The organism is Sebaldella termitidis ATCC 33386, assembly GCF_000024405.1.
GTDB classification, from domain to species: domain Bacteria; phylum Fusobacteriota; class Fusobacteriia; order Fusobacteriales; family Leptotrichiaceae; genus Sebaldella; species Sebaldella termitidis.
Genome location: NC_013517.1, coordinates 2202797 through 2227265, shown reverse-complemented (window position 1 = coordinate 2227265; position 24469 = coordinate 2202797). Strand labels below are relative to the sequence as shown.

The 24469-nt window shown below is 33.5% G+C and carries 25 protein-coding genes; 4 read left to right on the top strand and 21 right to left on the bottom strand.

Features of this window, described 5'->3' with window-relative positions; all coding sequences use genetic code 11:
* Nucleotides 1-23: 23 nt before the first annotated feature.
* The 16 genes from STERM_RS10325 to STERM_RS10250 form a co-directional block, all read right to left on the bottom strand.
* Complete coding sequence (locus STERM_RS10325) at nt 24-836, bottom strand: PTS system mannose/fructose/sorbose family transporter subunit IID (protein ID WP_012861547.1); 813 nt, start codon at nt 834-836, stop codon at nt 24-26.
* Nucleotides 836-1630: a PTS mannose/fructose/sorbose/N-acetylgalactosamine transporter subunit IIC gene (locus STERM_RS10320; RefSeq protein ID WP_012861546.1), complete on the bottom strand. Its 795-nt coding sequence runs from the start codon at nt 1628-1630 to the stop codon at nt 836-838. Before STERM_RS10320 ends, STERM_RS10325 begins: the two co-directional genes overlap by 1 nt.
* Before the next feature lie 24 nt (nt 1631-1654).
* Nucleotides 1655-2131, bottom strand: a complete 477-nt coding sequence (locus STERM_RS10315; RefSeq protein WP_012861545.1) for a PTS sugar transporter subunit IIB — start codon at nt 2129-2131, stop codon at nt 1655-1657.
* Nucleotides 2132-2152: 21 nt separating this feature from the next.
* Nucleotides 2153-2581: a PTS sugar transporter subunit IIA gene (locus STERM_RS10310; RefSeq protein ID WP_012861544.1), complete on the bottom strand. Its 429-nt coding sequence runs from the start codon at nt 2579-2581 to the stop codon at nt 2153-2155.
* Between the two features lie 40 nt (nt 2582-2621).
* On the bottom strand, nt 2622-4406 hold the full coding sequence (locus STERM_RS10305) for a sulfatase (RefSeq protein WP_012861543.1): 1785 nt from the start codon (nt 4404-4406) through the stop codon (nt 2622-2624).
* Complete coding sequence (locus STERM_RS10300) at nt 4407-5243, bottom strand: MurR/RpiR family transcriptional regulator (protein WP_012861542.1); 837 nt, start codon at nt 5241-5243, stop codon at nt 4407-4409.
* A gap of 279 nt (nt 5244-5522) precedes the next feature.
* Nucleotides 5523-6038, bottom strand: a complete 516-nt coding sequence (gene lacB / locus STERM_RS10295; protein ID WP_012861541.1) for a galactose-6-phosphate isomerase subunit LacB — start codon at nt 6036-6038, stop codon at nt 5523-5525.
* Between the two features lie 31 nt (nt 6039-6069).
* Entirely contained in the window at nt 6070-6492 is a 423-nt protein-coding gene (locus STERM_RS10290; RefSeq protein WP_012861540.1) for an RpiB/LacA/LacB family sugar-phosphate isomerase, read from the bottom strand.
* Nucleotides 6493-6679: 187 nt separating this feature from the next.
* Entirely contained in the window at nt 6680-7054 is a 375-nt protein-coding gene (locus STERM_RS10285) for a hypothetical protein (RefSeq protein WP_012861539.1), read from the bottom strand.
* A gap of 105 nt (nt 7055-7159) precedes the next feature.
* Nucleotides 7160-11425: a PolC-type DNA polymerase III gene (locus STERM_RS10280; protein ID WP_012861538.1), complete on the bottom strand. Its 4266-nt coding sequence runs from the start codon at nt 11423-11425 to the stop codon at nt 7160-7162.
* A 445-nt stretch (nt 11426-11870) separates the two neighbouring features.
* The gene (locus STERM_RS10275) at nt 11871-12176 is read right to left on the bottom strand and encodes a hypothetical protein (RefSeq protein WP_012861537.1); all 306 of its coding nucleotides are present in this window, start codon (nt 12174-12176) and stop codon (nt 11871-11873) included.
* A 382-nt stretch (nt 12177-12558) separates the two neighbouring features.
* A complete protein-coding gene (locus STERM_RS10270) occupies nt 12559-13011 on the bottom strand; it encodes an AAA family ATPase (RefSeq protein ID WP_012861536.1) in 453 nt (150 codons plus the stop codon).
* Entirely contained in the window at nt 13011-13736 is a 726-nt protein-coding gene (locus tag STERM_RS10265; protein ID WP_012861535.1) for a tRNA(His) guanylyltransferase Thg1 family protein, read from the bottom strand. The genes STERM_RS10270 and STERM_RS10265 overlap by 1 nt, the downstream gene beginning before the upstream one ends.
* A gap of 17 nt (nt 13737-13753) precedes the next feature.
* Nucleotides 13754-15472 (bottom strand): hypothetical protein, encoded by a 1719-nt coding sequence (locus STERM_RS10260; protein WP_012861534.1) that lies wholly within the window; start codon nt 15470-15472, stop codon nt 13754-13756.
* A gap of 114 nt (nt 15473-15586) precedes the next feature.
* Complete coding sequence (locus STERM_RS10255; protein WP_012861533.1) at nt 15587-16429, bottom strand: DUF7822 domain-containing protein; 843 nt, start codon at nt 16427-16429, stop codon at nt 15587-15589.
* 36 nt (nt 16430-16465) lie between these two features.
* Entirely contained in the window at nt 16466-17230 is a 765-nt protein-coding gene (locus STERM_RS10250; protein ID WP_012861532.1) for a hypothetical protein, read from the bottom strand.
* A 132-nt stretch (nt 17231-17362) separates the two neighbouring features.
* Between STERM_RS10250 and STERM_RS10245 the strand changes: the two genes are divergently transcribed.
* Genes STERM_RS10245 through STERM_RS10235 form a run of 3 tightly spaced genes read left to right on the top strand, consistent with a single transcriptional unit; the run spans nt 17363 to nt 19493 of the window.
* A complete protein-coding gene (locus tag STERM_RS10245; protein WP_012861531.1) occupies nt 17363-18028 on the top strand; it encodes an NUDIX hydrolase in 666 nt (221 codons plus the stop codon).
* A 20-nt stretch (nt 18029-18048) separates the two neighbouring features.
* Nucleotides 18049-18411 carry a methylglyoxal synthase gene (mgsA, locus tag STERM_RS10240; protein WP_012861530.1) on the top strand — a complete coding sequence of 121 codons (363 nt, stop codon included), beginning with the start codon at nt 18049-18051 and terminating at the stop codon, nt 18409-18411.
* 14 nt (nt 18412-18425) lie between these two features.
* Nucleotides 18426-19493, top strand: a complete 1068-nt coding sequence (locus STERM_RS10235; RefSeq protein ID WP_012861529.1) for a hypothetical protein — start codon at nt 18426-18428, stop codon at nt 19491-19493.
* Nucleotides 19494-19534: 41 nt separating this feature from the next.
* On the opposite strand, the gene mnmL is transcribed toward STERM_RS10235, so the two are convergent.
* Together mnmL and STERM_RS10225 are read right to left on the bottom strand one after the other, a co-directional pair.
* Nucleotides 19535-20485, bottom strand: coding sequence for a tRNA modification radical SAM protein MnmL/YtqA (gene mnmL / locus STERM_RS10230; RefSeq protein ID WP_012861528.1), 951 nt, complete (start codon nt 20483-20485; stop codon nt 19535-19537).
* 18 nt (nt 20486-20503) lie between these two features.
* A complete protein-coding gene (locus tag STERM_RS10225) occupies nt 20504-21382 on the bottom strand; it encodes a fumarylacetoacetate hydrolase family protein (protein ID WP_012861527.1) in 879 nt (292 codons plus the stop codon).
* A 216-nt stretch (nt 21383-21598) separates the two neighbouring features.
* Here STERM_RS10225 and STERM_RS10220 point away from each other — a divergent pair, with 216 nt between their 5' ends.
* Nucleotides 21599-22300: a DUF554 domain-containing protein gene (locus STERM_RS10220; RefSeq protein WP_012861526.1), complete on the top strand. Its 702-nt coding sequence runs from the start codon at nt 21599-21601 to the stop codon at nt 22298-22300.
* Between the two features lie 137 nt (nt 22301-22437).
* Here STERM_RS10220 and STERM_RS22815 read toward each other — a convergent pair whose 3' ends face one another.
* The 3 genes from STERM_RS22815 to STERM_RS10210 form a co-directional block, all read right to left on the bottom strand.
* A complete protein-coding gene (locus STERM_RS22815; RefSeq protein ID WP_081439619.1) occupies nt 22438-22608 on the bottom strand; it encodes a zinc ribbon domain-containing protein in 171 nt (56 codons plus the stop codon).
* A gap of 460 nt (nt 22609-23068) precedes the next feature.
* Nucleotides 23069-23335 carry a zinc ribbon domain-containing protein gene (locus STERM_RS10215; protein WP_012861525.1) on the bottom strand — a complete coding sequence of 89 codons (267 nt, stop codon included), beginning with the start codon at nt 23333-23335 and terminating at the stop codon, nt 23069-23071.
* 61 nt (nt 23336-23396) lie between these two features.
* A complete protein-coding gene (locus STERM_RS10210) occupies nt 23397-24395 on the bottom strand; it encodes a Gfo/Idh/MocA family protein (protein WP_012861524.1) in 999 nt (332 codons plus the stop codon).
* Nucleotides 24396-24469 lie beyond the last annotated feature (74 nt).

The following is a 24469-nucleotide window of genomic DNA, read 5'->3' as shown; positions in this document are numbered from 1 at the left end:
TCTCCTTTTGTATGCAAAATTCTTTATACCAAAATTCCGAACATTGACAGTATTACCGAGACTATCAGCACTCCGAAAATAATCCGCACTGCATATTTTCCGTTTGATTTCTTCAGCAGATAATAACATGCTACTGTTACAAGCACAGGCAGTAAATTTGGCATTACCTTATCCAGCATCTCCTGAAGAACCAGAACCTGATCCCCTATTTGAAATTCTGTTCCGATCTTTACCTTTACATTCCCGGCAATAAGTCCTCCTATTACTATTACTCCCAGTACATTTGCCATTCCTGAAAGTCTGTCCAGAACCCGTGTTCCTTCATCCTTTTCATTTATAACACTTTCCCCTTTTTTATATCCGTAAAATAACCCGTAATATTTTAAAGGCGTGTACAATCCGTTTATCATAAGAAACATGAGTATAGGTCCCAGAATATTACCCTGTACAGCAAGAGCCGCACCTATACTTCCGCATATCGGCATCCATGTGAAGTTCAGAAGACTGTCTCCGAGACCTGCCAGCGGTCCCATAAGTCCGGTTTTTACAGCTATTACCCCTTCTTTTTCTTCTTCTGTGGTATTTTCCTCCATTGCGGCTACTATCCCAAATATAGAAAAAGCCAGCATCGGATGTGTGTTGAAATATTCCAGATGTCTTCTCATAGATTCTACTCTCTGCTCCTTGGGTGCATCTTTATATATTCTTTTTAATATAGGACTCAGGCAGTATAGAGAACCCAGACTCTGCATTCTCTCATAGTTATGAGACATCTGGATAAGTTGTGTACGCCAGAAAACTTTATTCAAATCACTTTTTGTTATTTTATTTTCCATTATAAATCCAACTCCTCTTCTGAATCATATTCTGTTATAGTGCTGCTTGTTTCTGTTTTTATGCTTTTTTCCCTGCTTGTGATAATCAGATCATATATTCCTGCGAATACCAGTCCCAGCAAAGCAAGACCAAGCAGAGGTATCTGAAAATATGATGCTATTACAAATCCTAATAAAAGGAACATCCACATATATTTTTTCATCATCATTGTCAAAAGCATTGCCATCCCTACTGCAGGTATTATTTTTGATGCTACCGACAGTCCTGTGAATATGCTCTCAGGTATTTTATTTGTTATGAATTCTATACTTGCAGTACCAAGATAAACTGCCAGAAACACAGGTATAAATCTTGAAAGAAACCATAATCCCATACCTATATACTGCAGCTTGTCTATCTTTCTGTAATCACCGCTTAATATTATTTTATCCGCTCTGTGCACAAGAGTAATATTAAAGGTCTGTAAAAACATAGACACCTGCTGTATAAGCATTGCTACCGGAATTGCCACAGCTACTCCTGCAGCTACTCCCTGCCCGGTAAGAATTCCTATTGCCACTCCTACCACACTTCCGCTTATTACATCAGGAGGAATATAAGCACCGACATTATTCATACCAAGCCACATTAATTCAAGTGTTCCTCCTATTATCAATCCTTGTTTTAAGTCTCCCAGTATTAATCCGGTTACTACTCCTGCAAGCAGGGGTTTTCTGAATCCCAAGTGAGGTCCGTACTGATCCCACACACAAAAACCAGCCCAAATTGCTACTAATATTGCTTTTATTAACATAGAATTTCTCCTCCAGTCAAATTTTTATTTCAATAAATTTTTCATCAAACTTTCGTCTGATTTTGGTATCATCTGTATAAATACTTTTATATCTTTTTCTATAAGCTTTTTGAATGCTTCTTCCTCTTCCGGTGTTACAGATACAGCTTTGGAAAGCCTTTTTCTGTTTTCGTTATATCTCATTCCTCCTACATTTACTTCTTTTATATCCAGTCCGTTCTCCACCAGCTTCAAAACATCTGTAGATGTAGTAAATATAAGCATTGTTTTTCTTTTAATAGGTGTTTTTTTCAAAATATCTATGAACTGCTCTACCCCGAATAAATGTACTTTTACTTCCTTTGGAGCCGCAAGTCCGGCTACAGATTTCTGAATAGGATCATTTGCAGCCTTGTCGTTAATTATCAGAACCTGTTCTATGCTGTAATCTTTCAGCCATGTGGATACTACCTGTCCATGGAGCATTCTGTCATCAATTCTTACTAATTCTATATTTTCCATCTTTTCCTCCTGATTTATAATTTATAGTTCTATTTCTTCTTCGCATAATCCGGCTGTTTCTGCTCTAAGATCTACTAATGATTCTCTAAAAGCCTCATATAATCCTTCTTTTAAATCTTCCATTTCCAGATCTCTGTTAGTAAACAGTTCCAAAAGCAAAGGCATATTATATCCGCTTAACGCAAGAATATCATCTTCTCTTACCAGAAGATTTGCAGCGGCATTGCTGGGTGTACCTCCTCTTATATCTGTCAGTATTACTGCTCCTTTTTCATTTTTGAGTTTTTTATACACTTCTTCCAGCTCTTTTGTCACACTATCGAGGTCTTTATCTTCAGTTACTGAAATTACCTCGCAGTTTTCCTGTTTCCCTATTATCATCTCTGCACTTTCCAGCGCATATTTGGCATAGTGACCGTGACTGATCAAAATCACAGGTATCTCTTTCATTTTTCCTCCTTTGTTATATTTAAAACTTTTTTATAACTTATTATTCTTTTACATCGGCATATTTTATACTATCCATTAAAACTTTCTTTTTATCCCCGAGATTCAGCTTCCCGGTTACACTGTCTGCAATCTTTAATATATCCTCCTCTTTCAGTTCCATCACTTTTTTTTCTTCATACATGCTGTTTATTTCCTTCAGGAAATATTTCCTGTCTTCTTTATTTCTTATAATTCCTTTGATTATGTTTATCTGGGCAAGAACTTTATCAGAAATAATTATATTTTCATTTATACCTGATTTTTCACGTTTTATTCGTGCTTCTTTCTGAACCGTTAATTCTTCTGCGGTAATTTTTCTGTCTTTATAGATTCCTATTCTCTCATACTGCTCATCCGGAGCTTCTGATTCGAGCATCAGCTCCCGCATTATTTCTGTCAGCTTTTCCTCTGCCTCTATGTTATCCAGATTTTTTTCCTGAAGCGGATCATTTTTTCTGTGAAATAATTTATTTCCAAATCTGTAAAGCGAGGATTCCAGTTCTCCGAAGGTTTTTAGAACGCTTATTCCGTTTGTAAACTTAAATCCATTCACTAATTCTGTATTTTCCAGCTGTTTCTTGCTGAAAAATCCTCTCATTTTTGCCGGCATTAGGGTATATTCATACAAAGGAGTGTTTTCAGGACATATCGGAGCTCTCATATAAATATACTCATTATTTACTACATTTATATGCCCACCGTATATGCCGAACAAACCTGCTTTTCTGATATCCTCCTTTTTTTCTATAGCCTTTCTCAGCGGTTTTCCCTGCATTGTTTCAGGAAGTTCTACATTAAAATATTCTAATATTGTTGCCGGAAGATCTATTGTCTGAGCCAGTGAATTTCTTGTTTCATTTTTTATTTCAAATCTCGGATCCCAGATAAAAAACGGAATATGCGCTACTTCGTTATATACCGGCTCCATATTTTTTCCCAGCCAGCCATGCTCTCCAAGTAAGAACCCGTGATCTGTATTTACTATCAGCATTGTATCTTTCCACATATTGTATTTATCCATAGTATCCAGAACCTTGCCAAGCTGTGCATCACACATGCTGAGCAGTGCAGCATACTCATAATTAAGATGCTCTATTTCTTCTTCACTTTCAGTTACCGGTTTATATGAAGGCCAGTCAAAAAATTTTCCGTTATATTCATGCTTATACAGCTCTTTATATTTTTCCGGTGAATAAAACGGCTCATGAGGATCAAAGCATTCTATCTGCAAAAACCACTTATCTTCATTTATGTTCTCTGTAATAAATTCTATTCCTGCATTTATTACCTTTGTTCCCGAAAATTCTTCTTCATTTTTCTGATAATTTCTGTTTATCCAGTTTTGCTTAAAAGATATTCCTTTTTTTCCGGTTTCTATCTGTTCCGGAATATCAATATCCCCTATCTTTCCTTTCCAGCGGTCGCCCTCCTGCCCCCGAAAGCCTTCCCAGGTATTATATCTGTTATGATAGGTAGCACCTCCGTCTTCAAAATAATGTGAATGATCTGTCACCAGATGTGTATATATCCCGTTATTTTTTAATGTTTCCGGCATGGAAAAATCAAACGGCTCCATAGGTCCCCAGCTTCTGTGTAAAAAATTGTATCTTCCTGTATGCAGTTCCCTCCTTGCAGGCATACACGGCAGACTTCCCGAAAAAAAATTATTGAACATTACTGTTTTTTCTGCCAGCCTGTCAAAATTAGGTGTTTTTATCCATTTATTCCCGTAAGCTGACAGACTTCTCCTGTTTAATGTATCAAACATTAACATTACAACTTTCATTTACTTCCCGCCTTTGCTCTTGATTTTTTTCAAATAATTCATAATTATCAGATTAAATACACCTGTATAAAGTATTCCTGATATCAGCCCTCTTGGTATTAGTCCGTTTTCCTCATAAAAAATATTTATAAGAAAATCGCTGTTTTGAGCCATATAGCTGTCCTGTTTATATGTTATCAGCACAGTTCTGGCTTTACACTTTTTTACTATATTCAAAATATCACATATGAATTTTCTTTCTCCGCCGGTTTTAGATATAAAAATCGCAAGTGAATTTTCATCAAGTGATTCTGCAAGCTCTACCTGTTTTTTAAATTCAGTAAATGCTTCCATATATTTCCCGTGTCTTAACATATGATACTGAAAGTCTTTACCCATTATCTGTGATATAGGAAGTCCGAAGACCGCTATTTTCTCTGTACTTATTATCAAATCGGTTACTTTGTCTATAGTTTCGATATCTATTGATTTTTGCGCATTATACAGACTTTTCATTGTCGAACTGAAAATTTCATCTGAAAAACTAAAAACATCTTTGTCTGCAACTTCGTAAAATGCATCACTGAGCATACTGTCCATCTTTAATTTTTCTATGTATTCATTAACATATTTTCTGAATTCGATAAAATTCTTATATCCGATTTTCTTGCAAAACCTTCCTATTGTTGACGGAGCAACAAAACTTAATTTTGCTATATGCTCCTGTGTCATATTTGGAATATTATAAAAATTTCTTAAAAGTACTCTTGCTATTACTGCTTTGCTGTCTCCCTTTTCCAGATTCGCTTCAAGTATATTTATAAGGCTCATTCGGGAATCATTGCTTTCTAAGTCCATAGAGTCCTCCTTTTTTTAATTAATAAATTATACCCTGAAAAGAACTATAAAATATTGCAGCTTTTGCAAGTTTTCCAAAATCAAAAATGTTTTTTTAATCAAAACATAACTATAAAAATAAATATTGCTGTTATTTTTATATCCTTGTAAAATAATTTTTTATTTTTCAATATATTTGCTTTCTGATATTTTCTCTACAGAAACTGCAGTATTTTTTTTAACATAATGCAGTTTCTGTATTGCTTTGGCAATATATTTTATTTTTTATTATAAGCCTGATTAATCATGATAATAACCCAAATCCCATTTTTTTATAAACTCATCAAAAAATTCTTCTTTTTTTATTTCCTCATTTTCTTTTTTCAAATTATTAATTCTTTCTATTAATTTTTCATTTTCTTCTGTCTTTTCATACTGTGCCGCGAGAAATTCATCTGTTATATTTTGCATAAGTCCTGTACCTGTTATTCTTCCCCCTAATCCCAGTACATTTGCATCTAATTTTTCTCTTGCCGTTTTTGCTGTAAGAACATCTCTTACCAAAGACAGACGTATTCCCGGAACCTTACTTGCAGCATTTGAAATTCCTACTCCTGTACCGCATATTACTATCCCGAAATCAGCTTCTTTGCTCGAAACTCTTAATCCCACTTTTCTTCCGTATATTGGATAATGTGTTCTTTCATTATCGAAGGTTCCCTCGTCAAATACCTCATGCCCTTTTCCTTTCAGATATTTAACCATTTCATTTTTTATCTCTGTTACAATATGATCACAGCCTATTGATATTTTCATTTTCTTCCTCCTGTTTATAAGAATTTTTGTTTTACATTTTATCCAGCATATCTACTCTTACCTGATGTCTTCCTCCGGAATAATCAGAATTGGCAAATATCCCGCATATGCTTTTTGCCAGATTTTCTCCGGTAATTTCATATCCTATTGAAATTATGCTTGTATTATTATGATCTCTTGTCATTTTAGCCGAATGTTCATCTGCTGTCTGTGCACAAACTATTTTTTTATACTTTGTACATACCATAAATGGTACAATTCCGTAATCATCTATTATTATTCCCTTTTCTATGCTGCCCTCTATTACTGCTTCGGCTATACTGCATGAAATATTAAATACATCATTTCCCTCCTCTTTATAATCTTCGACTTCATACCCGCTTTCCTGCAGATACTTCATGACTTTTTCCTTAAGATGAGTCCCCCCGGCAGAACTCCCGATACCTATTTTCATTTGATCAACCTCCGTTTTTTATTTTTAGTTACTTTTTGTTACAAAATGTTATATCGATTATATGACTATTATAGCCTGATTTTTTTATTTGTCACGTGCAGATGCTGCAACTTTTGGCAGTCACAGCATTAAATATGACAGATATTAAAAAAAACACCCAAAAGGATGCTTTCTTATATGCTTTTATTTAATTATTATTTTGCTTTGGGTGTTTATACTGCTGAATATGTTTCAAATACCGATCCTTCTTTTCAGAATCTTCATCTGTAAAAAAATATTCCAGATAGATTTCAAAAAGTTCCTTTTCCTGAAACAGCCATAATTCTGTCATTTTTTCATCTAAAATATACTTTTTATTATAATATCTTATTAACATCTCAGTAGTTTTTAGTCTGAATACATCTATTCCCCAAGATTCAGGATAACTAAAATGAATAATTAATATAAGTATTTTATTTTTGTATACTCTGATTTGTATATCATCGGTATATTCTGTTACTGAATATACATACTGCATATTATCTATAATAATACTTCTTTTCTTTATCTGTCTTGATTTCATAATATTTCTCCCTATTATTTTCCCTAATACTCTAATTCTAAACTAATCATAAAAAATCCCCGAATTTCCAAAATATTTATCTTATGAAAATTCGGGGGATTCTATTTAAAATAATGTCTGCTGGTTTGTAAGTGATATATCCGGCAGAAACTTATAGTGTTTCATTAGTTCCACCACAGTTTTATTTAATTTTGTTCTTTTTAATATATCTTCAAGTGAAATAAATTCTGAAATTTTTCTCTCTTCTACTACTTTTTTGGCGACTGATTCCCCAAGCCCGTCCACGGCAACAAGCGGAAGCCTTATTTTCCCGTCCTCCACCAGAAATAAACTGGCTTCTGATTTATATATATCTACAGGAAGCAGTTCTATTCCCCTGTGGCTCATTTCTATTAATATTTCATATAATGTCAGATCACCTTTTTCCTTAACGTCAAGATTCATCTTTTCATCAAGAAGCTTTCTGGCTTCTTTCAATTCGTCAAGTTTCTTATACATTTTGGTAACACTGAAGCCGTCTACTTTTCTGTTCAAAAATGCCGTATAAAACTCAAGAGGATAATATACCTTGAAATATGCTATTCTTACTGCCATCATGACATAAGCCACAGCATGTCCTTTCGGGAACATATATTTTATCTTTTCGCAAGATTCTATATACCATTCTTTTATGTTTTTTTCCTTCATTGCCTTGGCATATTCTTCCCACTTTTCTTTGTTTTTTGAAGGCTGTCCTTTTCTAACGAATTCCATTATAGTAAATGCCAGTGATTTATCAAGACCGTGATCTATAAGATAGTTCATAATATCATCCCGCACGGTGATAACTTCACTAAGAGTTGTTATTCCTGCTTTTACATAATCCTGGGCGTTATTCAGCCATACATCTGTTCCGTGTGAAAGTCCCGAGATTCTCACCAATTCTGCAAAACTGCTCGGCTTTGTTTCTATAAGCATTTCCCGTACGAACTTAGTACCGAACTCTGGTATACCAAATGATCCTATTACGGAACCTATGTCCTTCTGTGTAACACCCAATGCTTCTGTAGAGTTAAATATACTGAGTACCTTAGGGTCGTCAAGAGGTATCTGGTATATATCAATCCCTGTAAGATCCTGAAGTATTCTAAGAGTAGTAGGATCATCATGTCCGAGTATATCCAGCTTTACCAGCTGTTCGTCCATTACGTGGTAATCAAAGTGTGTAGTTATGGATTCTGCTGTTTTATCATTAGCCGGTTTTTGTATAGGGGTAAATTCATATATCGACTTGTCACTCGGAAGTACTATCATTCCTCCCGGATGCTGTCCTGTTGTCTTTCTTGCTCCTTCACACCCCTTTGCTATTCTTTCTATTTCAGCTTTTCTTTTATGAATACCGCTTTCCTCAAAGTACTTTTTTACATAACCAAATGCATTTCGTTCAGCCAGTGTCGATATTGTCCCTGCACGAAATACATGATCTTTTCCAAAAAGCTCTTCTGTGTATCTGTGAATCTCTGACTGATATTCCCCTGAAAAGTTAAGGTCAATATCCGGTACCTTGTCACCTTTGAATCCCATAAATACCTCAAACGGAATTGAATGCCCGTCTTTTATATACTTTGTTCCGCATTTAGGACAGTTTTTATCGGGAAGATCGACTCCGCTGCCTGCCATATCAGTAAATTCACTGTGTTTACATTCAGGATTAGGACATCTGTAATGCGGATACATAGCATTTACCTCTGTTATCTCCATCATATAAGCAACTATTGACGAACCTACCGATCCTCTTGAACCTACGAGATATCCGTTATCAAGTGATTTTTTAACCAGCTTTTGCGCTATCAGATAAAGTACCGCAAAGCCGTTGCCTATAATTGCTTCCAATTCATGTTCTATTCTTTTTTCCAAAATTTCGGGAAGATTTTCCCCGTATAATTTTTTGGCTCTGTTATAGGTCATTTCCCGTACTTCTTCCTCCGCACCCTCTATTTTCGGAGGATAAAATCCGTCAGGAATCGGTTTTAGCCGCTCTATCATATCAGCCAGTTTGTTGGTATTCTCTATTACCACCTCATATGCTTCCTTCTCACCTAAGAATGCAAAAGCATCAAGCATTTCGTCAGTTGTTCTGAAATAAAGCTTTCTGTCATGCTTAAATGACCTGTGTCCCATACCCGATCCCAGTATCAATACGCTTCTGTTAACAGATTCCCACTCTTCCAGATAATGTGCATCTCCTGTTGCCACTACGATTTTCCCTGTTTTTTTACCCAGCTCATAAAAATATTTATTCATTTCCATGGCTATATCCAGGCTTTCCATCTCTCCGTTATTTACCATTTCAATATAGTTGGCAGCAGGATGTATTTCTATATAATCATAAAAATCTGCTCTTTCTTCTATTTCATCTTTTGACATACCTCTCAAATATGCTCTTACCAATTCTCCGTCATTTCTAAATACTGAATTCGCAGAACTTGCTATTAACAGATGTTCTCTTTTTTCTTTAAGCATACTCTTGGGAATTCTGGGCTTTCTCTCACCAAAAAAATCCAGATGCGATCTTGAAATAAGCTCGTACAAATCCTTGAGCCCTTCCCTGTTCTTTACCAGTATCATTGTGTTCATAGTATCGGCTGTCTGAACGTTATTCTGAAATGTGTCATTTATTTCATAAATTTGGAGTATACCTTTTGATAAAACCATATTCAGCATTTTTATAAAGATAGAAGCCGTAGCTTCAGCATCATCTACTGCCCTGTGATGATTATCAAGAGATATGTTAAAATAATTGGCGAGTGCTTTCAGGTTAAATCTTTTCAGGTCTGTGATAAGGACTCTTGCCCAGTATAAGGTATCAATGACACTGGGCAGAAATTCCAGTTCAAGCTGTCTTGCCTTTTGCGTAAGGAATCCCACATCGAATTTCGCATTATGGGCTACCATTGTACAATCTCCGCAGAATTCCAAAAAACGCGGAAGGACTGTATCAATAAGCTCTGCATCCTTTACCATATCATCTGTGATATTTGTAAGCTTTATTATTTCTTCCGGTATAGGTACTTCCGGATTTACAAAAGCGGAAAATCTGTCTATTATATTACGGCCTTTTAGTTTTACCGCACCTATTTCTATTATTTTATCTTTATACGGATCGAAACCGGTAGTCTCTATATCGAATATAATATATTCCTCTTGTTCTATCATGGCATCTTTCGGTCTTTCCACCATGTTCTGTTCGTCATCCACCACATAGGCTTCTACGCCGAAAATAACCTTAAAGTCTTTTGGCGCCGCTTTGTATGCAAAAGGAAACGAATATGCCACTCCGTAATCTGTAACGGCTATAGCATTATGTCCGTATTCTACAGCTCTGTTTATGAGATCTTTAGCAGATACTACGCCGCTCATTTCGCTCATATTGGTATGTGCATGTAATTCCACTCTTTTTACTTCCGCTTCGTCTTTTCTTCTTTCCAGTCTTGACGGAATTCTCTCTATTGATGAAATAATGAGATAATAATCTTCGATATTAAATCTGTCCTGTGTAACTCTTCCCTTAAGCTTTACCCATTCACCGTTTTTCAGCTTCAAATCTTCCGTTTTCAAAAGAAAAAGCCTGCATGAAATAGAATCCTTGTAATTTGTAACATTAAAGGAAATAAGCAGCTTGTCATTTTTCAGCTCTCTTGTATTTATATTGAATACTTCCCCTTCAATAGTCATGTTTTCCCCGACCTGAAGCTGATCAAATACTGAATAGTCCATGATTCTGCTCTTTATTACCTCACCGTATAATACCGGAGTGGAGCTTTGTGATGTGGTATCCTCCACCATAAAAGTTTCTTCCATTATCACCGCATATTCCTCTATGGCTTCTGCTATAAATTCCCCTTCTTCTTTCTCGCTTATAAAGCTTATTTTAAACTCCCGGTCAGTAACTTCTTTTAGTTTTATCTGAAGATCCTTATCTATTCCCTGACTGACTGCCTGTTCTATCAGATGGTGACTTTTCAGCTCTATTTGTATATTTTTATTATTTCTGTAATAAATTTCATAATCTGAGAAAATGTACTGATGTCTGATACTTTCATTTTTGTAATTATCCAGAAGAAATTCCACGAGACTTGTCAGTTTATCACTTTCTACAACAGTATTCATAAGAAATTTCATTTTTACCCTTATGCTGTCGCTGAAGGTTTTGGTCAGCTCACGCCGCAGATCCATCACTTCTTTGAAAGCATCTATATGGATAATTTTGATCAAAACTTCCATTTCCTTTTTTTTGGAGAATAAATTAATGTGTTCTATGGAAAAACTTTTTATGTTAAGTCTCTCGTATATATCATCCGATGGTTTTAATTTCATATATTTAATACTCATTTCAGGCTGCTCCTTCAATTTATGGTATATCAGTACTATCCAGCTATCCGGTATTTCATGCAAAGAATGTCATTCCCATACTGCTGAATGAGAATTTTTTTATAATCCTTTTTCCGGAAAATCTGCTGATAAAACAGCTGTACAACGCATGTCTCCTATGTCTTTCATGATAAAAGCCAAAGAAATATGCACTTATACAGCTTCATTTATGTTTTAAAAATTCTACATTTATTTTATACCTTTTTGCCAAAACTTTCAAGTATTCTTATATTCATTATTTTTATAAGGAAAATAATTTTACGGCATATAAAAAAATTCATTAGTTCCCATAGTGCATCTATAGTTTTTTAATTAATAAAACTTTTTCTATATAATGATTTATTTGCTTTTAGTCTTATATAAAAAAATCTCCTGACTAAAATCAGGAGATTTTTTTAAATTCCGGTTATGCTGTAAAATTATTCTCTGAAAGCAATTCCAGCTGTTCAGCAGTTAATAACTTTTCAGCTTCTTTTTTACTTTCCATTGTAAGCTTGTTAAACTCTTTAGTTCTTTCATCATTAGATTTGTCTGATTTCAATAACTCATTTATCTCATCAAGATATTTTTTATAAATTTTTTCTATTTTCATTTGCTGTTTTTGACTTAATCCCAGAGTCTCCTCCACACTGCTGCTGTTTTCATAAAAAAACGGTTTATCAGCTAATGGTTCTAACAACATCAACGAAAGTATTGTTGTCATTCTTTGCATTTTAATTGCATCCTCCTATTGATTTAATATACTTAAAGAATACTCTTGTAGTCTTTGTATTGTCTTTTTACCGGCTTTCTTTTATCTTTGTATATAAAAATGTTCTCAATTTTAAAAAATTCATTTTCCGTGAACTTTTTCCATTATCTTGCTTACCGCCTTTTTCAATGTCCTGTTTTTATTTCATCAGCCTGATTATACACCTTTATAATTTGTCAGTCAAATTAGCTTTTGTTAAAAAAATATATCTATTGTTTATAATAAATCTTTGATGTTTCATCAGGAGAAAAAAAATCGGCTCAGGGCAATACCGCATTAAATTTACGGTTTTGCCCGACAGAGCCGCATACTTTATATAAAAATATTAAATATTTATATATTATTATTTATCTGATTTTATTATATATATATTTTTATTTTCAGTTATTACAGTAAAAATTTCATCAATTCCTTCAGCATATACCGGTTTTTCCAATTGCTTTTTAGTTGACAGTACAGCCCTTTCAGGAACTTTTTCCTTTCCGCTTCTGCTGTTATTTCTTTTCAGGGCAGTATTATATTCTATGTCAAAATAATATGCAATCACCTTAAATCCTGCTTTCTTCGCACTGTCAATATATCTTTTCCTGCTTTCAGCAGTGGGATTGGTATTATCAACAACAAAATTCTGCTTTGCCTCAAAACAGGCCTCTGTAAGTATTCTCTCTCTGTTTCTCGTTTTCAGCATATCCAGATTTATTCTTACATGAGTTTTAAAAAAATTTTCCTTATAAAAAGTGCTTTTCCCGGAACCCTGAATACCCACAAAAATAATACATTCAAATTTTGTTTCCATCACAAATAAACGAATCTTTCTACATAATTCCTGTCCTTCGAAAACAAGGGTATATCCAGGTCAGTTTCCCATCTTCTGCGTATTGCATTTTCTTTCAGATATTCTTTTTTTATAATACATGCACCTCTTTTTTTCCAGGTAGGGAACTTATCCCAGTTTATGCCTTTTTCCGAAAAAAGCTTTTCCTGCAGCTGGTTACCGCTCAGTCCGTGCAGATCTTTATGGGCAAAATTGGCAAAGGCTGCCATTGATATGCTGTTCTTTGACGCGTCCTGCTGTCTCCATGTAAAGTAATTATTTACTTCATCCTGAGGAATTACCCATGCTCTTGAATCAAAAAAGGCCAGTTCTTTGTCAGAATACGACTTTCTGATAACCTCGTTAAACTTTGCTGCTGCCATAGAAGCCGACACAGATGCCATTTTCTGAAGATTATTGCTGAACCATGAATCTGTCTGTATTGTATCATAATTAGTAATTAATATTGATATCTCATCACTCTGGTGATAGATAAGCTTTGCCCCCATTATATTCTCACCAAGAAATTTACATGTTTCCCAGAATGCCTCTATCAGTTTATCATCGAAAGGTTTATCCATCCCTTTTGTGAATGTATGAAAATGACAGCCGTCTATTCTTAAGATGACCGGCATTCTTCTCGGCAGAGTAAATCTATATGAATTTTCATATGTTTTCATTCTTTTTCCAAAATCATCATGTACCATATTATCTCCGTTTCATTTTAACGCACTAATTCTTTCATCTGTTCCTTTTCATCGTCTTTTATTCTGTCACCCAGTTTTTCTGTGATTTCACCGAATTCACCTTTTGTAAGCTTTATCCCGTATGCTTTCATGACCTCAGATGCTGCTGCCCTTACATGCGGTGTCTCTGCCAGAAGACGTTTTACCTGCTTTGATATCTCTTTATTCATTTCATAATTTTCAGCCGCCAAAAGTGCTATCAGGGCTGCATGTCTTATCTGCGGATTAAAATCATACAGACAGTATTCCATATAATTATAGATTTCTTCATCCTCAAATTTATGAAAGTTAGCAATTATCATGCTATACACAACATCAAATTTATATTTTTCATGACCTGCCCATTCAGGTTTTGATTCCATTGAAAATTTTTCCTTTTGTCTTTCTTCAATGCTGAAATCATCTTTAAATTTCTTTAATACTTCTTTTTTAGCTTTTTTTGTTCCTATCTCAAAAACTAAATTCAGATAGTTATAATTATAGATATTATCCGCATATTTTTTCTTTACTATATCCAGTACAAAGCTTTTCTTATGATCTATTGCATAATCCAGCAGAAAAAATTCATTCTCGCTTTGAAGTATCTCACTCATTATTTCTTCTTTATAATTTTCATCAAGATAATTTTTCATCTCTTTTTTCAGCTTTTTATAATCAAAATCTTTTTCAACTATCTGTTCCATAAGCTCAGCCGGAACATATTTAAATGTTCTGTATAAAATAATATATCCTATAAGTCTTTCATGTTCAAATTCCACTGCTTCAAGTGTTTTAATATATTTTATAAATTTTTCTCTTCCTTCGGGAGTATTTAAAATAGAAGTGTATACTCCGCCCTCTATACTTATATTCATAATATTCGTAATATTCAGAAATAACTCACTGTCTTCGGTACTTTTATCCAGAATTTCCACAATATCAAAATTATGTGCTATTATGGGATCTGTCTCCATACTCAGAACAAAATTTCCCGAATATACAGCTTCTATCAGCTCTATCTGATAGTCAATCTTGCCTTTCAGCAGACCGTTATATGCAAGAAGCTCCAATACTGAGACTTTTCCCCAGCCCTCGGTTTTTGAAAGTAATTCTCTTATTTTATCAAAATTTTCTCTGTTTACAAGTAACATTGCCATATATCTTGCCACTTCTGGATACTGACCTATTGTAAAAATCACATCTTCAGTACTTGAGTCTGAAAAATTCCCGACTATTTCAAATGCTATCTTGAATATTTCCATATTTACAGTTGTCATAAGCACCTCTGCCATGAAGTCATGTACTGTCTTCAAATCCGGCTTGGCTTTAACCGCATTTGAATGAAAAAAATTCAAAAACTCCTTTGCTCCTGTATCCAGCTTCTGAAAATCAGCTTCAAATTCTTCCGGTTCCTTATAGTTTCTTTTTCCCAGCTTTTCAATAATAATCATACCTGTAATTTCATTGATTTCTTTCGGTTCCTGTTTTACATTATCTTTATAGCCGGCCATAAATACCATTTCATCAGATTTACTGTCCAGCTTCCAAAGCTCTTCCTCTATTCTCTGAACATTTAATGTACCGTTTTCCTTTACATTTTCAAGTATAATTTTATAAATTGAAGGTTTATCCTTTTTTCTTACCGTTGTTTTTACTTCACTTTTTTCCGCAATAGTTTCTTTTTTATTTCCTTCTTTTTTTTTAAATGCGTTTAACATTTCTCCTCCTAAAGTTTTCTTAAAATAAATGCTTTGCTTTACATATTATACTGTAACATTTCATATCTTTCAATAATTTTATATATATTTTCCGGGAATTTTTCTCCTCTTCAATTATCCGAAAATGATGTCCGTTATTTTCCATAAATAGAATAACATCAGCACTGTACCCAAAAAACCAAGAAAAAGTCCGGAAGTGTATCTGTCATCATATCGTCCCCTGAAACCGTCATAACAAAAATAAAGCCCCAAAGGCGGAAAAATCAGAAGAAAAAAAATCATAAACATTATTTCCCTGTAATCAAAATTCATTAAACGTTTTCTAACTATTTTTTCCGGCTTTTCAATTTCTGCATATTGTACATCCTCTATCTCCTTATCATATGTACTGCTGAAATCATAGTAAAGATACTCGCTAAAACTGCTGAGTTCATATTGAAATTTTTCATATGTTCCTATTTTTTCCAGTATACTGTCATTTAATATCCCAGTTTCCATGAAATATTCCACATCTTTGACTGTATTATTTATTTCTTCAATATCTCTTAATGTGAGTTTTTCAAATTCCTTATGAGAATCAGCTTCCATCTCATACAGCTCAGCAGCCTCCAAAAGAAAATACCTGTAGCCTTCGTCCAGAAATTTATTTTCATCCAGAAATTCCATAATTTTTTCGCAGGTTTCACTGCCTACCAGTTCTTTTCCACTGCCCAAAGTTGATTTTTCCTCTTTCATTTTCAGAAGAAAGTTTTTTATTTTATCTATTCCTCCGGACATCTCTGAAATTATCGCTGCTTTTTCCTCTAAATTAAATATTGAGGATTTTCCCGGCACAGGTTCTGTACTGCACATAATTTTAAACAAAAGAGGAAAGTCATAATTATATTCTGCTATTCCCCTTATTTTTTCTCTTTTTTCCACATCATCAGTTATATAGAGATATGTTCGGTTTGCCATTTTCTCTCCTTTGAAATATAAATTTACAAAATTATTTTATCTGTCCGTTATCTTTTCTCCCATTCCCCCCGCTTCTGAAAATCTGAACTTTACCCTGCCGTATTCATTTACAAAATCAAAGCTGATATAGGCATCCTCAAATATCCCGCATTCGCAGCTCTCCTCCCATTCTTCCCCGAAAAGATAAAATAATTTCACCTTTTCTGAAAAAAGATAGTCCTCTGTAAAACCAAGCTTTTTACTATTTTTTCTTCCTTTATAAATAAATTTTTTTTCATTGTTAAAGCTGTCAGTAACAGTTACATTATATTCCGAGTTGTTTTCTGTTTCTATTGTTATTTTCGGGAGACTGACACGGATAGGTTTTGGAATATCATTCTTAAAGGTAACGGGAATAAGCACATTGTACCCCTCTCCCCAGTCAAGAAATATTCCGAGATCTCTTATACCGTCATTATTAAAATCACCAACATAATAACCGGTTACCATATAATCAAAATATTCGCTTCCTTCATTTATGAAATTAATTTTTTCCCCGGAATAAAAAACATGATTTTTCCCTGTAACTCCGCTGTCGTAATATATCAGCCCGTTCTGATAGGTTACAGTTTTACTTTCTTCGTTAATTATCTTAGTTGCCAGAAAATATATACTTTCCTTTTCGTCATCACCGTTAAAATCTTCTTTTTTATATTCATACACATCATGTCTGTAGTTTTTCAGGTAATATTCCGGCGGTTTAGCACTTTCCGAATATAGATATGCACAAAATATGAATAATAAATATCTAAACCATTTCATAAAAACTCCCTGTACTGTAATTTGTTATCTAAAAACTCCCTGACTGCTGCGGTTTAGTACACAGCCTTGTTTTATAATCGTAATAATGATATTATATAGTATATTTCTAAATAAAACAATGGTGATTAAAATATGAAAAATGTAAACTTATCCAGAATAAGAAATTATATGAATTTCAGACATGGCTTCTATGGTGAAAAATCTTACAGGAAAGCTGCTGTCATGGCTCTTCTTATAGAAGTAGACCAAAAACCTCATTTTATATTTCAGGAAAGAAATAAAAATATCCGTCAGGGCGGCGAAGTTTCTTTTCCCGGCGGCGGTTTTGACAAAGAACTGGATTTTACCCTTCTTGATACTGCCGTAAGAGAAACTGTGGAGGAAATGGGAATAAAAAAAGAAAGTATCGAAATATGGGGACAGCTTGATACCCTTATCACACAGTTTGATATGATCGTAGAACCGTTTGTAGGATTCTCCAAAACAAAAATCGAGAATTTTTTTCCTAATGAAGAAGAAGTGTCCAAGATATTTTCCGTGCCTGTTGAATTTTTTCTGGAAAATAAGCCTGAATGGTATGATATTGTGCTGAAATCTTCGCCTATTGTCATTGATCCTAAAACAAACGAGCAAAAACTCATATTTCCTGCGAAAGATCTTGGTCTGCCGGAAATGTATCATAATGAATGGACCACTAATGTCAGAAAAATTCCGCTTTATAAAACATCAGACGGTGTTATATGGGGATTCACAGCACAGGTAATAATAAACTTTGTAGAAAAAATTATAAAATTTTAAATATAATAAGGAAGGTAGATATGAAAAAAGTTGCACTTATTGCACATGATAAAAAGAAAGATAATCTTTTGGAATTTGTTAAGAAAAATATTGATATTTTCAGTAAATTTGAGCTTGTGGGTACAGGTACCACGGGAAAACTCATTAGTGAGGTTCTCGGTCTTACGGTAAAGCGTTACAAAAGCGGTCCGCTTGGCGGGGATCAGCAGATCGGCGCACTTATTGCAGAGGACGAGGTGGAATTTGTAATGTTTTTCAGAGATCCGCTTACAAGCCAGCCGCATGAGCCTGATGTGCAGGCATTGATAAGACTGTGCGACGTACATAATGTTGCTATTGCTACTAATATTTCCACAGCTGAGCTGCTTATCAAAAATTACTAATACAAGGAGAAAAAATGAAAAAGTTTTTACTTATAGCCCTGTTTACAGGTATCTGCACCGGAGTATACAGCGATTCTTCTCTGAATGATTTGAATAATCTTTTGAAGCAAAGCGGCTCTTTCGGCAGTACTGTTGAAACTAAAAACGATATTGCTCCTGTAACAACAGGTGTTACAGAAAAGAATACAATAAAGGAAAAGGATTTTTTTTCACAGTCTGAAAAGACTTATAAGGATAAAACCCTTTCAGGATTAAATGATCTTTTTAAGAAAAATTCGGATTTTCTGATAATTTCACAGTATATTGATGAAAACATAAAAAATCTTGACCCTAAAAACGCAGATGAAATGCTTTTAATGTTTGAAAATTATTATTATTCCATTCCTTCAGATTCTGATATCTTTATAGAAGACGAAGAGCTGATGGATAAGAAGTTTGGTAAAACAGTACTTGAAGACGGAAAAAAATATAATAATGATTATACACTGCTTATAAAGAATTATAAAGATGCCGATAATCAGGATCTCAGCAGTTACTTAAAATCCCTTTATGACAGAAATCTGAATCTTACATACAGCAACGGATACTTTTTCTTCACAGTAAATTATAACAAGCTTCTTACATATGAAAAATACTTATCAGATGATATGGTTAATTATCTGAAATATTCTGATAACGAGATCAGAAAGCCTGCTGTGATAAACAGTAAAATAGTCATTTCCCTTGATGATCTGGTGAACAGAATACTTAGTGCCGAGCATTATATAAAGCTTTCAGATAATAAAGAATTAAATAAGGAATTTGCCAAAATGCTGGTATTTCATTTTGAAAACCTCATGCTTGGCGTAGGTGACACACCTGTATTTAATTCTGATACAAATACATTAAATGATGATTTTCTAAAATCATATAAATACTATATTTCAAAAAACGGGGTATTTAAATCCGATTTACAAAAATACATAGATGCTCTTGATAAAAATAAATATGTAAAATCTCCTGATACTTACGGGAATCAGGTAAAATTAGTTAATAAGGTTATCAGCTTTTATCAGCTGAAAAGAGATGAAACTTTTCAATAATATAGTAAAAGAGCATTCCAGTTTCGGAGCTGCTCTTTTTATTATACCTCTATATTTCTTTTTATTCCCTGCCATGTGTTTCTCCTGACAAGCTCTTTATCTATATCATTCAAAATACTTATTTTATTCAGACTCCACAGAGGTGCCTTAAGATCATCCGCTTTTCCGTCGCCTGTCACTCTTTCTACTATTACTTCTTCCGGAAGGAGTTCTATCTGATCTGCCACTGTCTGTATGTAATCCTCTCTTTTCATAACACTGAATTTTTCTTTTTCATAAAGTTTAAATAATGGTGTATCTTTTAGTATATACAGCATATGAATTTTTACTGCATTAATATCCAGGACAGAGATATCCTTTACAGTTTTTATCATATCATCATAAGTTTCTCCGGGAAGCCCGTTTATTATATGAACACATACCCTGATATTTCTTTCCCTCAGCTGTTCTGCTGCTTTCATAAAAGTCCTGAAATCATGTCCGCGGTTTATCAGCTGTGCTGTTTTGTCATTAGAGCTCTGAAGCCCGAGCTCCACCCATAAAAATGTCTTTTTATTCAGCTCGCCAAGATATTCCAGAATCTCTTTATCCAATATATCTGCTCTGGTTGCTATGCTCAGACCAACTACATTTTTCAGAGATAATACCGTTTCATACTTCTCTCTGAGTATTTTTATATCTGCATATGTATTTGAGTATGCCTGAAAATAAGCAATATATTTATTTATTCCCGGCCATTTTTTTCTAATACTGTTTTTGGCAGCTTCAAATTGTTTCTTTAGGTTTTCACTGGTAATTTCCAGTGCAAAATCTCCGCTTCCTCTTTTGGAACAGAAAATACAGCCTCCCCTGCTTATGGTTCCGTCTATATTCGGACATGTAAAACCTCCGTCAAGACTTACTTTTGCTACTTTTTCACCAAATACACTTTTCAGATAATAATCCCACGTGTGATATCTTTTATTAGTCGAAGTATATTTAAACCTATTCATCTGTTTTCCTTTTCTCTTTTATTCCACTATATTTTTTAAAATTCCTATTTTTTCTATCTCACATTCTACCACATCACCGCTTTTCAGGTATTTCGGAGGCTTGAATCCCATGCCTACGCCGGCAGGAGTACCTGTTGCTATTATATCGCCGGGTATAATTGTCATTCCCTTGGAAAGCTCTTCTATGAGATACGGCGCAGAAAATATAAGATTTTTGGTATTTGAATTTTGTCTTGTTTCCCCGTTTACTCTTGATGAAATATTTAGGTTTTCAGGGTTTTCAATATACTTTTTATAGACAATGCAGGGTCCTATAGATGTATGGCTGTCAAGACCCTTCCCCTTAAACCACTGATTATGCTTTCTCTGCAAATCTCTTGCTGAAATATCATTCACTATAGTATAGCCGAAAATATATTCATCTGCATCTTCTTCCGGTATATTTATTCCTTCTTTTCCCATAACTACACCCAGCTCAGCCTCATAGTCTATCTCTTCTGTAATTCCTTCATGTCTTAATATTATTTCCCCGTCACCGATAGCCTTCAGCACTCTTTTAGTAAAAAATACCGGTACTTCTATTTTTTTATCAGGATCCTGGACACTCTGCGATTCTTTTATATGATCAGAATAATTAAGTCCTACACATAGAATATCTGTTGCCGGTCTCGGAACCGGAGAAATTATCATTACATCTTCCAGATTATAATGACTTTTTTCATTCTTTTCATATATATCTACTAGTTTTTCTATGTACTCTTCATTGCTCCAGATAAATTCCGTCATATCATAGAAATCACTCCCCAGAGTCTTATTTATATCTATCACTTTTTTGTTGTCTTTTGAAATTATTCCTATTTTTTCTTCTGCATTTTCTAAAAATGTAATAAATTTCATTTTACCACCTCATATATTTTTTTTAATTATATCATTTTTTTATAATTATTGTTAGAAGTTAAGAAAAATATCTGTTCTTATCCCGTAAAACTTTTTTTCAGTCATAAAGATATCCTGTATTTATGCCTCCTATATATTACAAATATTTATTTTTCAGCATATAAGTATGATATAATAAATTTTAGCAAATATACAATCAGAAAGGAGCTGTTTAAAATAGGTGTTATCGTCAATCTTCTGGCTATAGTCGCCGGAAGCCTAGTAGGAACTTTTATAGGACATAAATTTAAAAAAGACCTGAATGAGCTGATAATGAACTGTGTAGGTTTATTTATTATTATTCTCGGTATAAAATCAACCATTGGAGCTGGAAATGACATAAGAGTGCTTGTCTTTCTGATAATAGGTTCTATCATAGGAAATATAATTAATATAGATAAAAATATTACAAAATTCAGTAAATATCTTGAAAGAAAGTTTGTAAAAGACCGTGAAAGTACTTTTGGAAAAGGACTTGTTATCAGCACTATTCTATACTGTGTAGGTGCCATGGCTATAATAGGTTCCATTAAGAGCGGTCTGTCAAAGGATAATAATATCCTGTATATAAAATCTATTTTAGACGGAGTCAGTGCTATTATTTTTTCTTCTATTTACGGTATAGGAGTAATGTTTTCCGCATTTGCCGTATTTATTTATCAGGGAATATTTTATATTTTTGCATCAGAGCTGAAAGGAATACTTACCGAAACTGCCGTAAAAGAAATTGATTATCTTGGCGGTATTATGATTCTTGGTATCGGAGTAAATATTTTATTTAAAAAAGAAATCAAAATAGCAAATATGCTTCCGGCTATTTTTATTCCGATGATTTTTCCGTTAATCTGCAGTTTATTTTCAAAGATATTTAATTTCTAAATTATGTAACTGAAATATCATATTATGTAAAACAGTATTTAACTGATATGATATTTTTTATTACAAAAAAACGAGCTGTTCTGAAAATTCCAGAACAGCCCCTACCCGCTTACCTTCAAATTTCTTAAATTTTTCTTTTAGATTTCTATAATTTTGACTTTTTTAGTTAAAATGACATTTCTTAAAAGTCTGCCATCTGTATAACAAAGTGAGCAATATTCAAAGTTTTTTGTTTTATCCAGATTCGTACCATATTTTCTCGTGCCTATAATTGGTGTACCGCAGCTCTGACAAATTTTACAGATCATATCATCACCCTTTCTGTTATATTTTTTGTAGCTGAATGTTACATTTTCAAACGTTACATTTGCTTAGAGATGATAACACAATTTCTTATTCTGTTTTAAGTCATAAATATAGATATCCTCTATCATTATACCCTCTTATTTCTAAGTAGTCAATTTATTATTTTAATTTTATTAATTAATTTAATATCTAACATAAACCTTTAAAATTAGTGTTTTATTTTTTGAAGAATTTGAAAAAAAACTGATATACTAATATTTATATTGATATTACTGCATTTAATTTATAATATGATATATTTAAAATAAAACAAAAGCATCATTTTAATATTATCTTTTCCATAATTTATAATACCTGTTTTATTCTATCCCAGCTGAAATACTCCAATACTTTAAAATTTTTTTCTATCCATAAAAAAACACCGTGAGTTAAAATTTTCCAATCACAGTGTTTTTATTTATGTTATTCTATCCAGCGTTTTAGTCCTGAATACATTATGTTCAGTATTTCTCTTATACCTTCTCTGTTTTTATCATTTAGTCCGCCAAACCTTTTTAAAAAATCTATCCCTTTGTCCACCATTTCATTCATGGTAATTTCATAAGTAAAATCACCGTCTTTAAAACAAAAAATACAGTAATCTTCATTTTTGGAACCATCATTGTTTGTTCCGTGGTATTTCTCCTCATTAAGTGTCATAGCACAGCTTTGACATATTTTTTCTGCCATATTTCCTCCTTTTCAATATTAATTTTAGAAATTTATATTTTTTAAGAGGTAACTAAAAAGACTAGTCATTGTCATATTTAGTATCTGCCGGATAAACCACACCCATTTGTTTTCTTGCACTTTCCATAATTTCACCCATTATTTTTGTGAGCTCATAATTATTTACCGGTGATTCTGACTTTCCTGCTTCATATGTTTCTATGAAATGCTCCAGTTCGTAAACCATTGTATTTTCTTCCTGATATTCTGTCAGTATTTCCTCGGTATTATCTCTGTATATGATTTTTGCTCCTCTCATTTCAGAAATATGATTTATCATTATGGAACCATTTTCTCCCTGAATTTCACTTGGATTAAAAGAGTCTGTTATTTTTGAAAAAATAACATTTGCCTGCATATCATCATATTCCAGAATAAGAGTACCCTCACCGTCTACTCCGCTTTCCAGCTTAAGACCGCTTGCAATCACGTTATTTGGTCTCCCGAACATTGACACTATAGCATACAGCGGATAGACACCTATGTCCATAAGTGCACCGTTGGAAAATTTAGGATCAAATGTATTTGTATATTCTCCGTTCTTATATTTATCATATCTTGAGGAATATTGACAGTAAGACCCTATATATCTTCTTACCTTACCTATTTTATGAAGATTTTTGAACAAAGCTTCGTAATTTGGTACAAATGTAAGCTTCATTGCTTCCATGACCAGAGTTTCATACTGCTTTGATGTTTTTATCAGATCATTTACTTCAAAAGCATTTGAAGCCAGCGGTTTCTCACATAGTACTGCTATTTTATGCGTAAGAAAAAGCTTTGACTGTTCATAATGAAGCGAATTTGGAGAAGCAATATAGACTGCATCTATTGTTCCGCTCTCAGCCATTTCCTTTAAATCTGTAAAAATATTCTCTACCTTATATTTAGCCGCAAATTCTGAAGCTTTTTCCTCGCTTCTTGAATATACTGCGTTTAATTTAAAATTCTCCAGCATTCCTCCGGCATTTATAAGTTTTTCAGTTATCCAGTTTGTTCCTACAATACCAAATCTTACCATTTTTCATCACCTCATATATTTTCTGATACTTTAGCATAGTATCAGTCCGGAATTTTATATATAAAAATATCTAT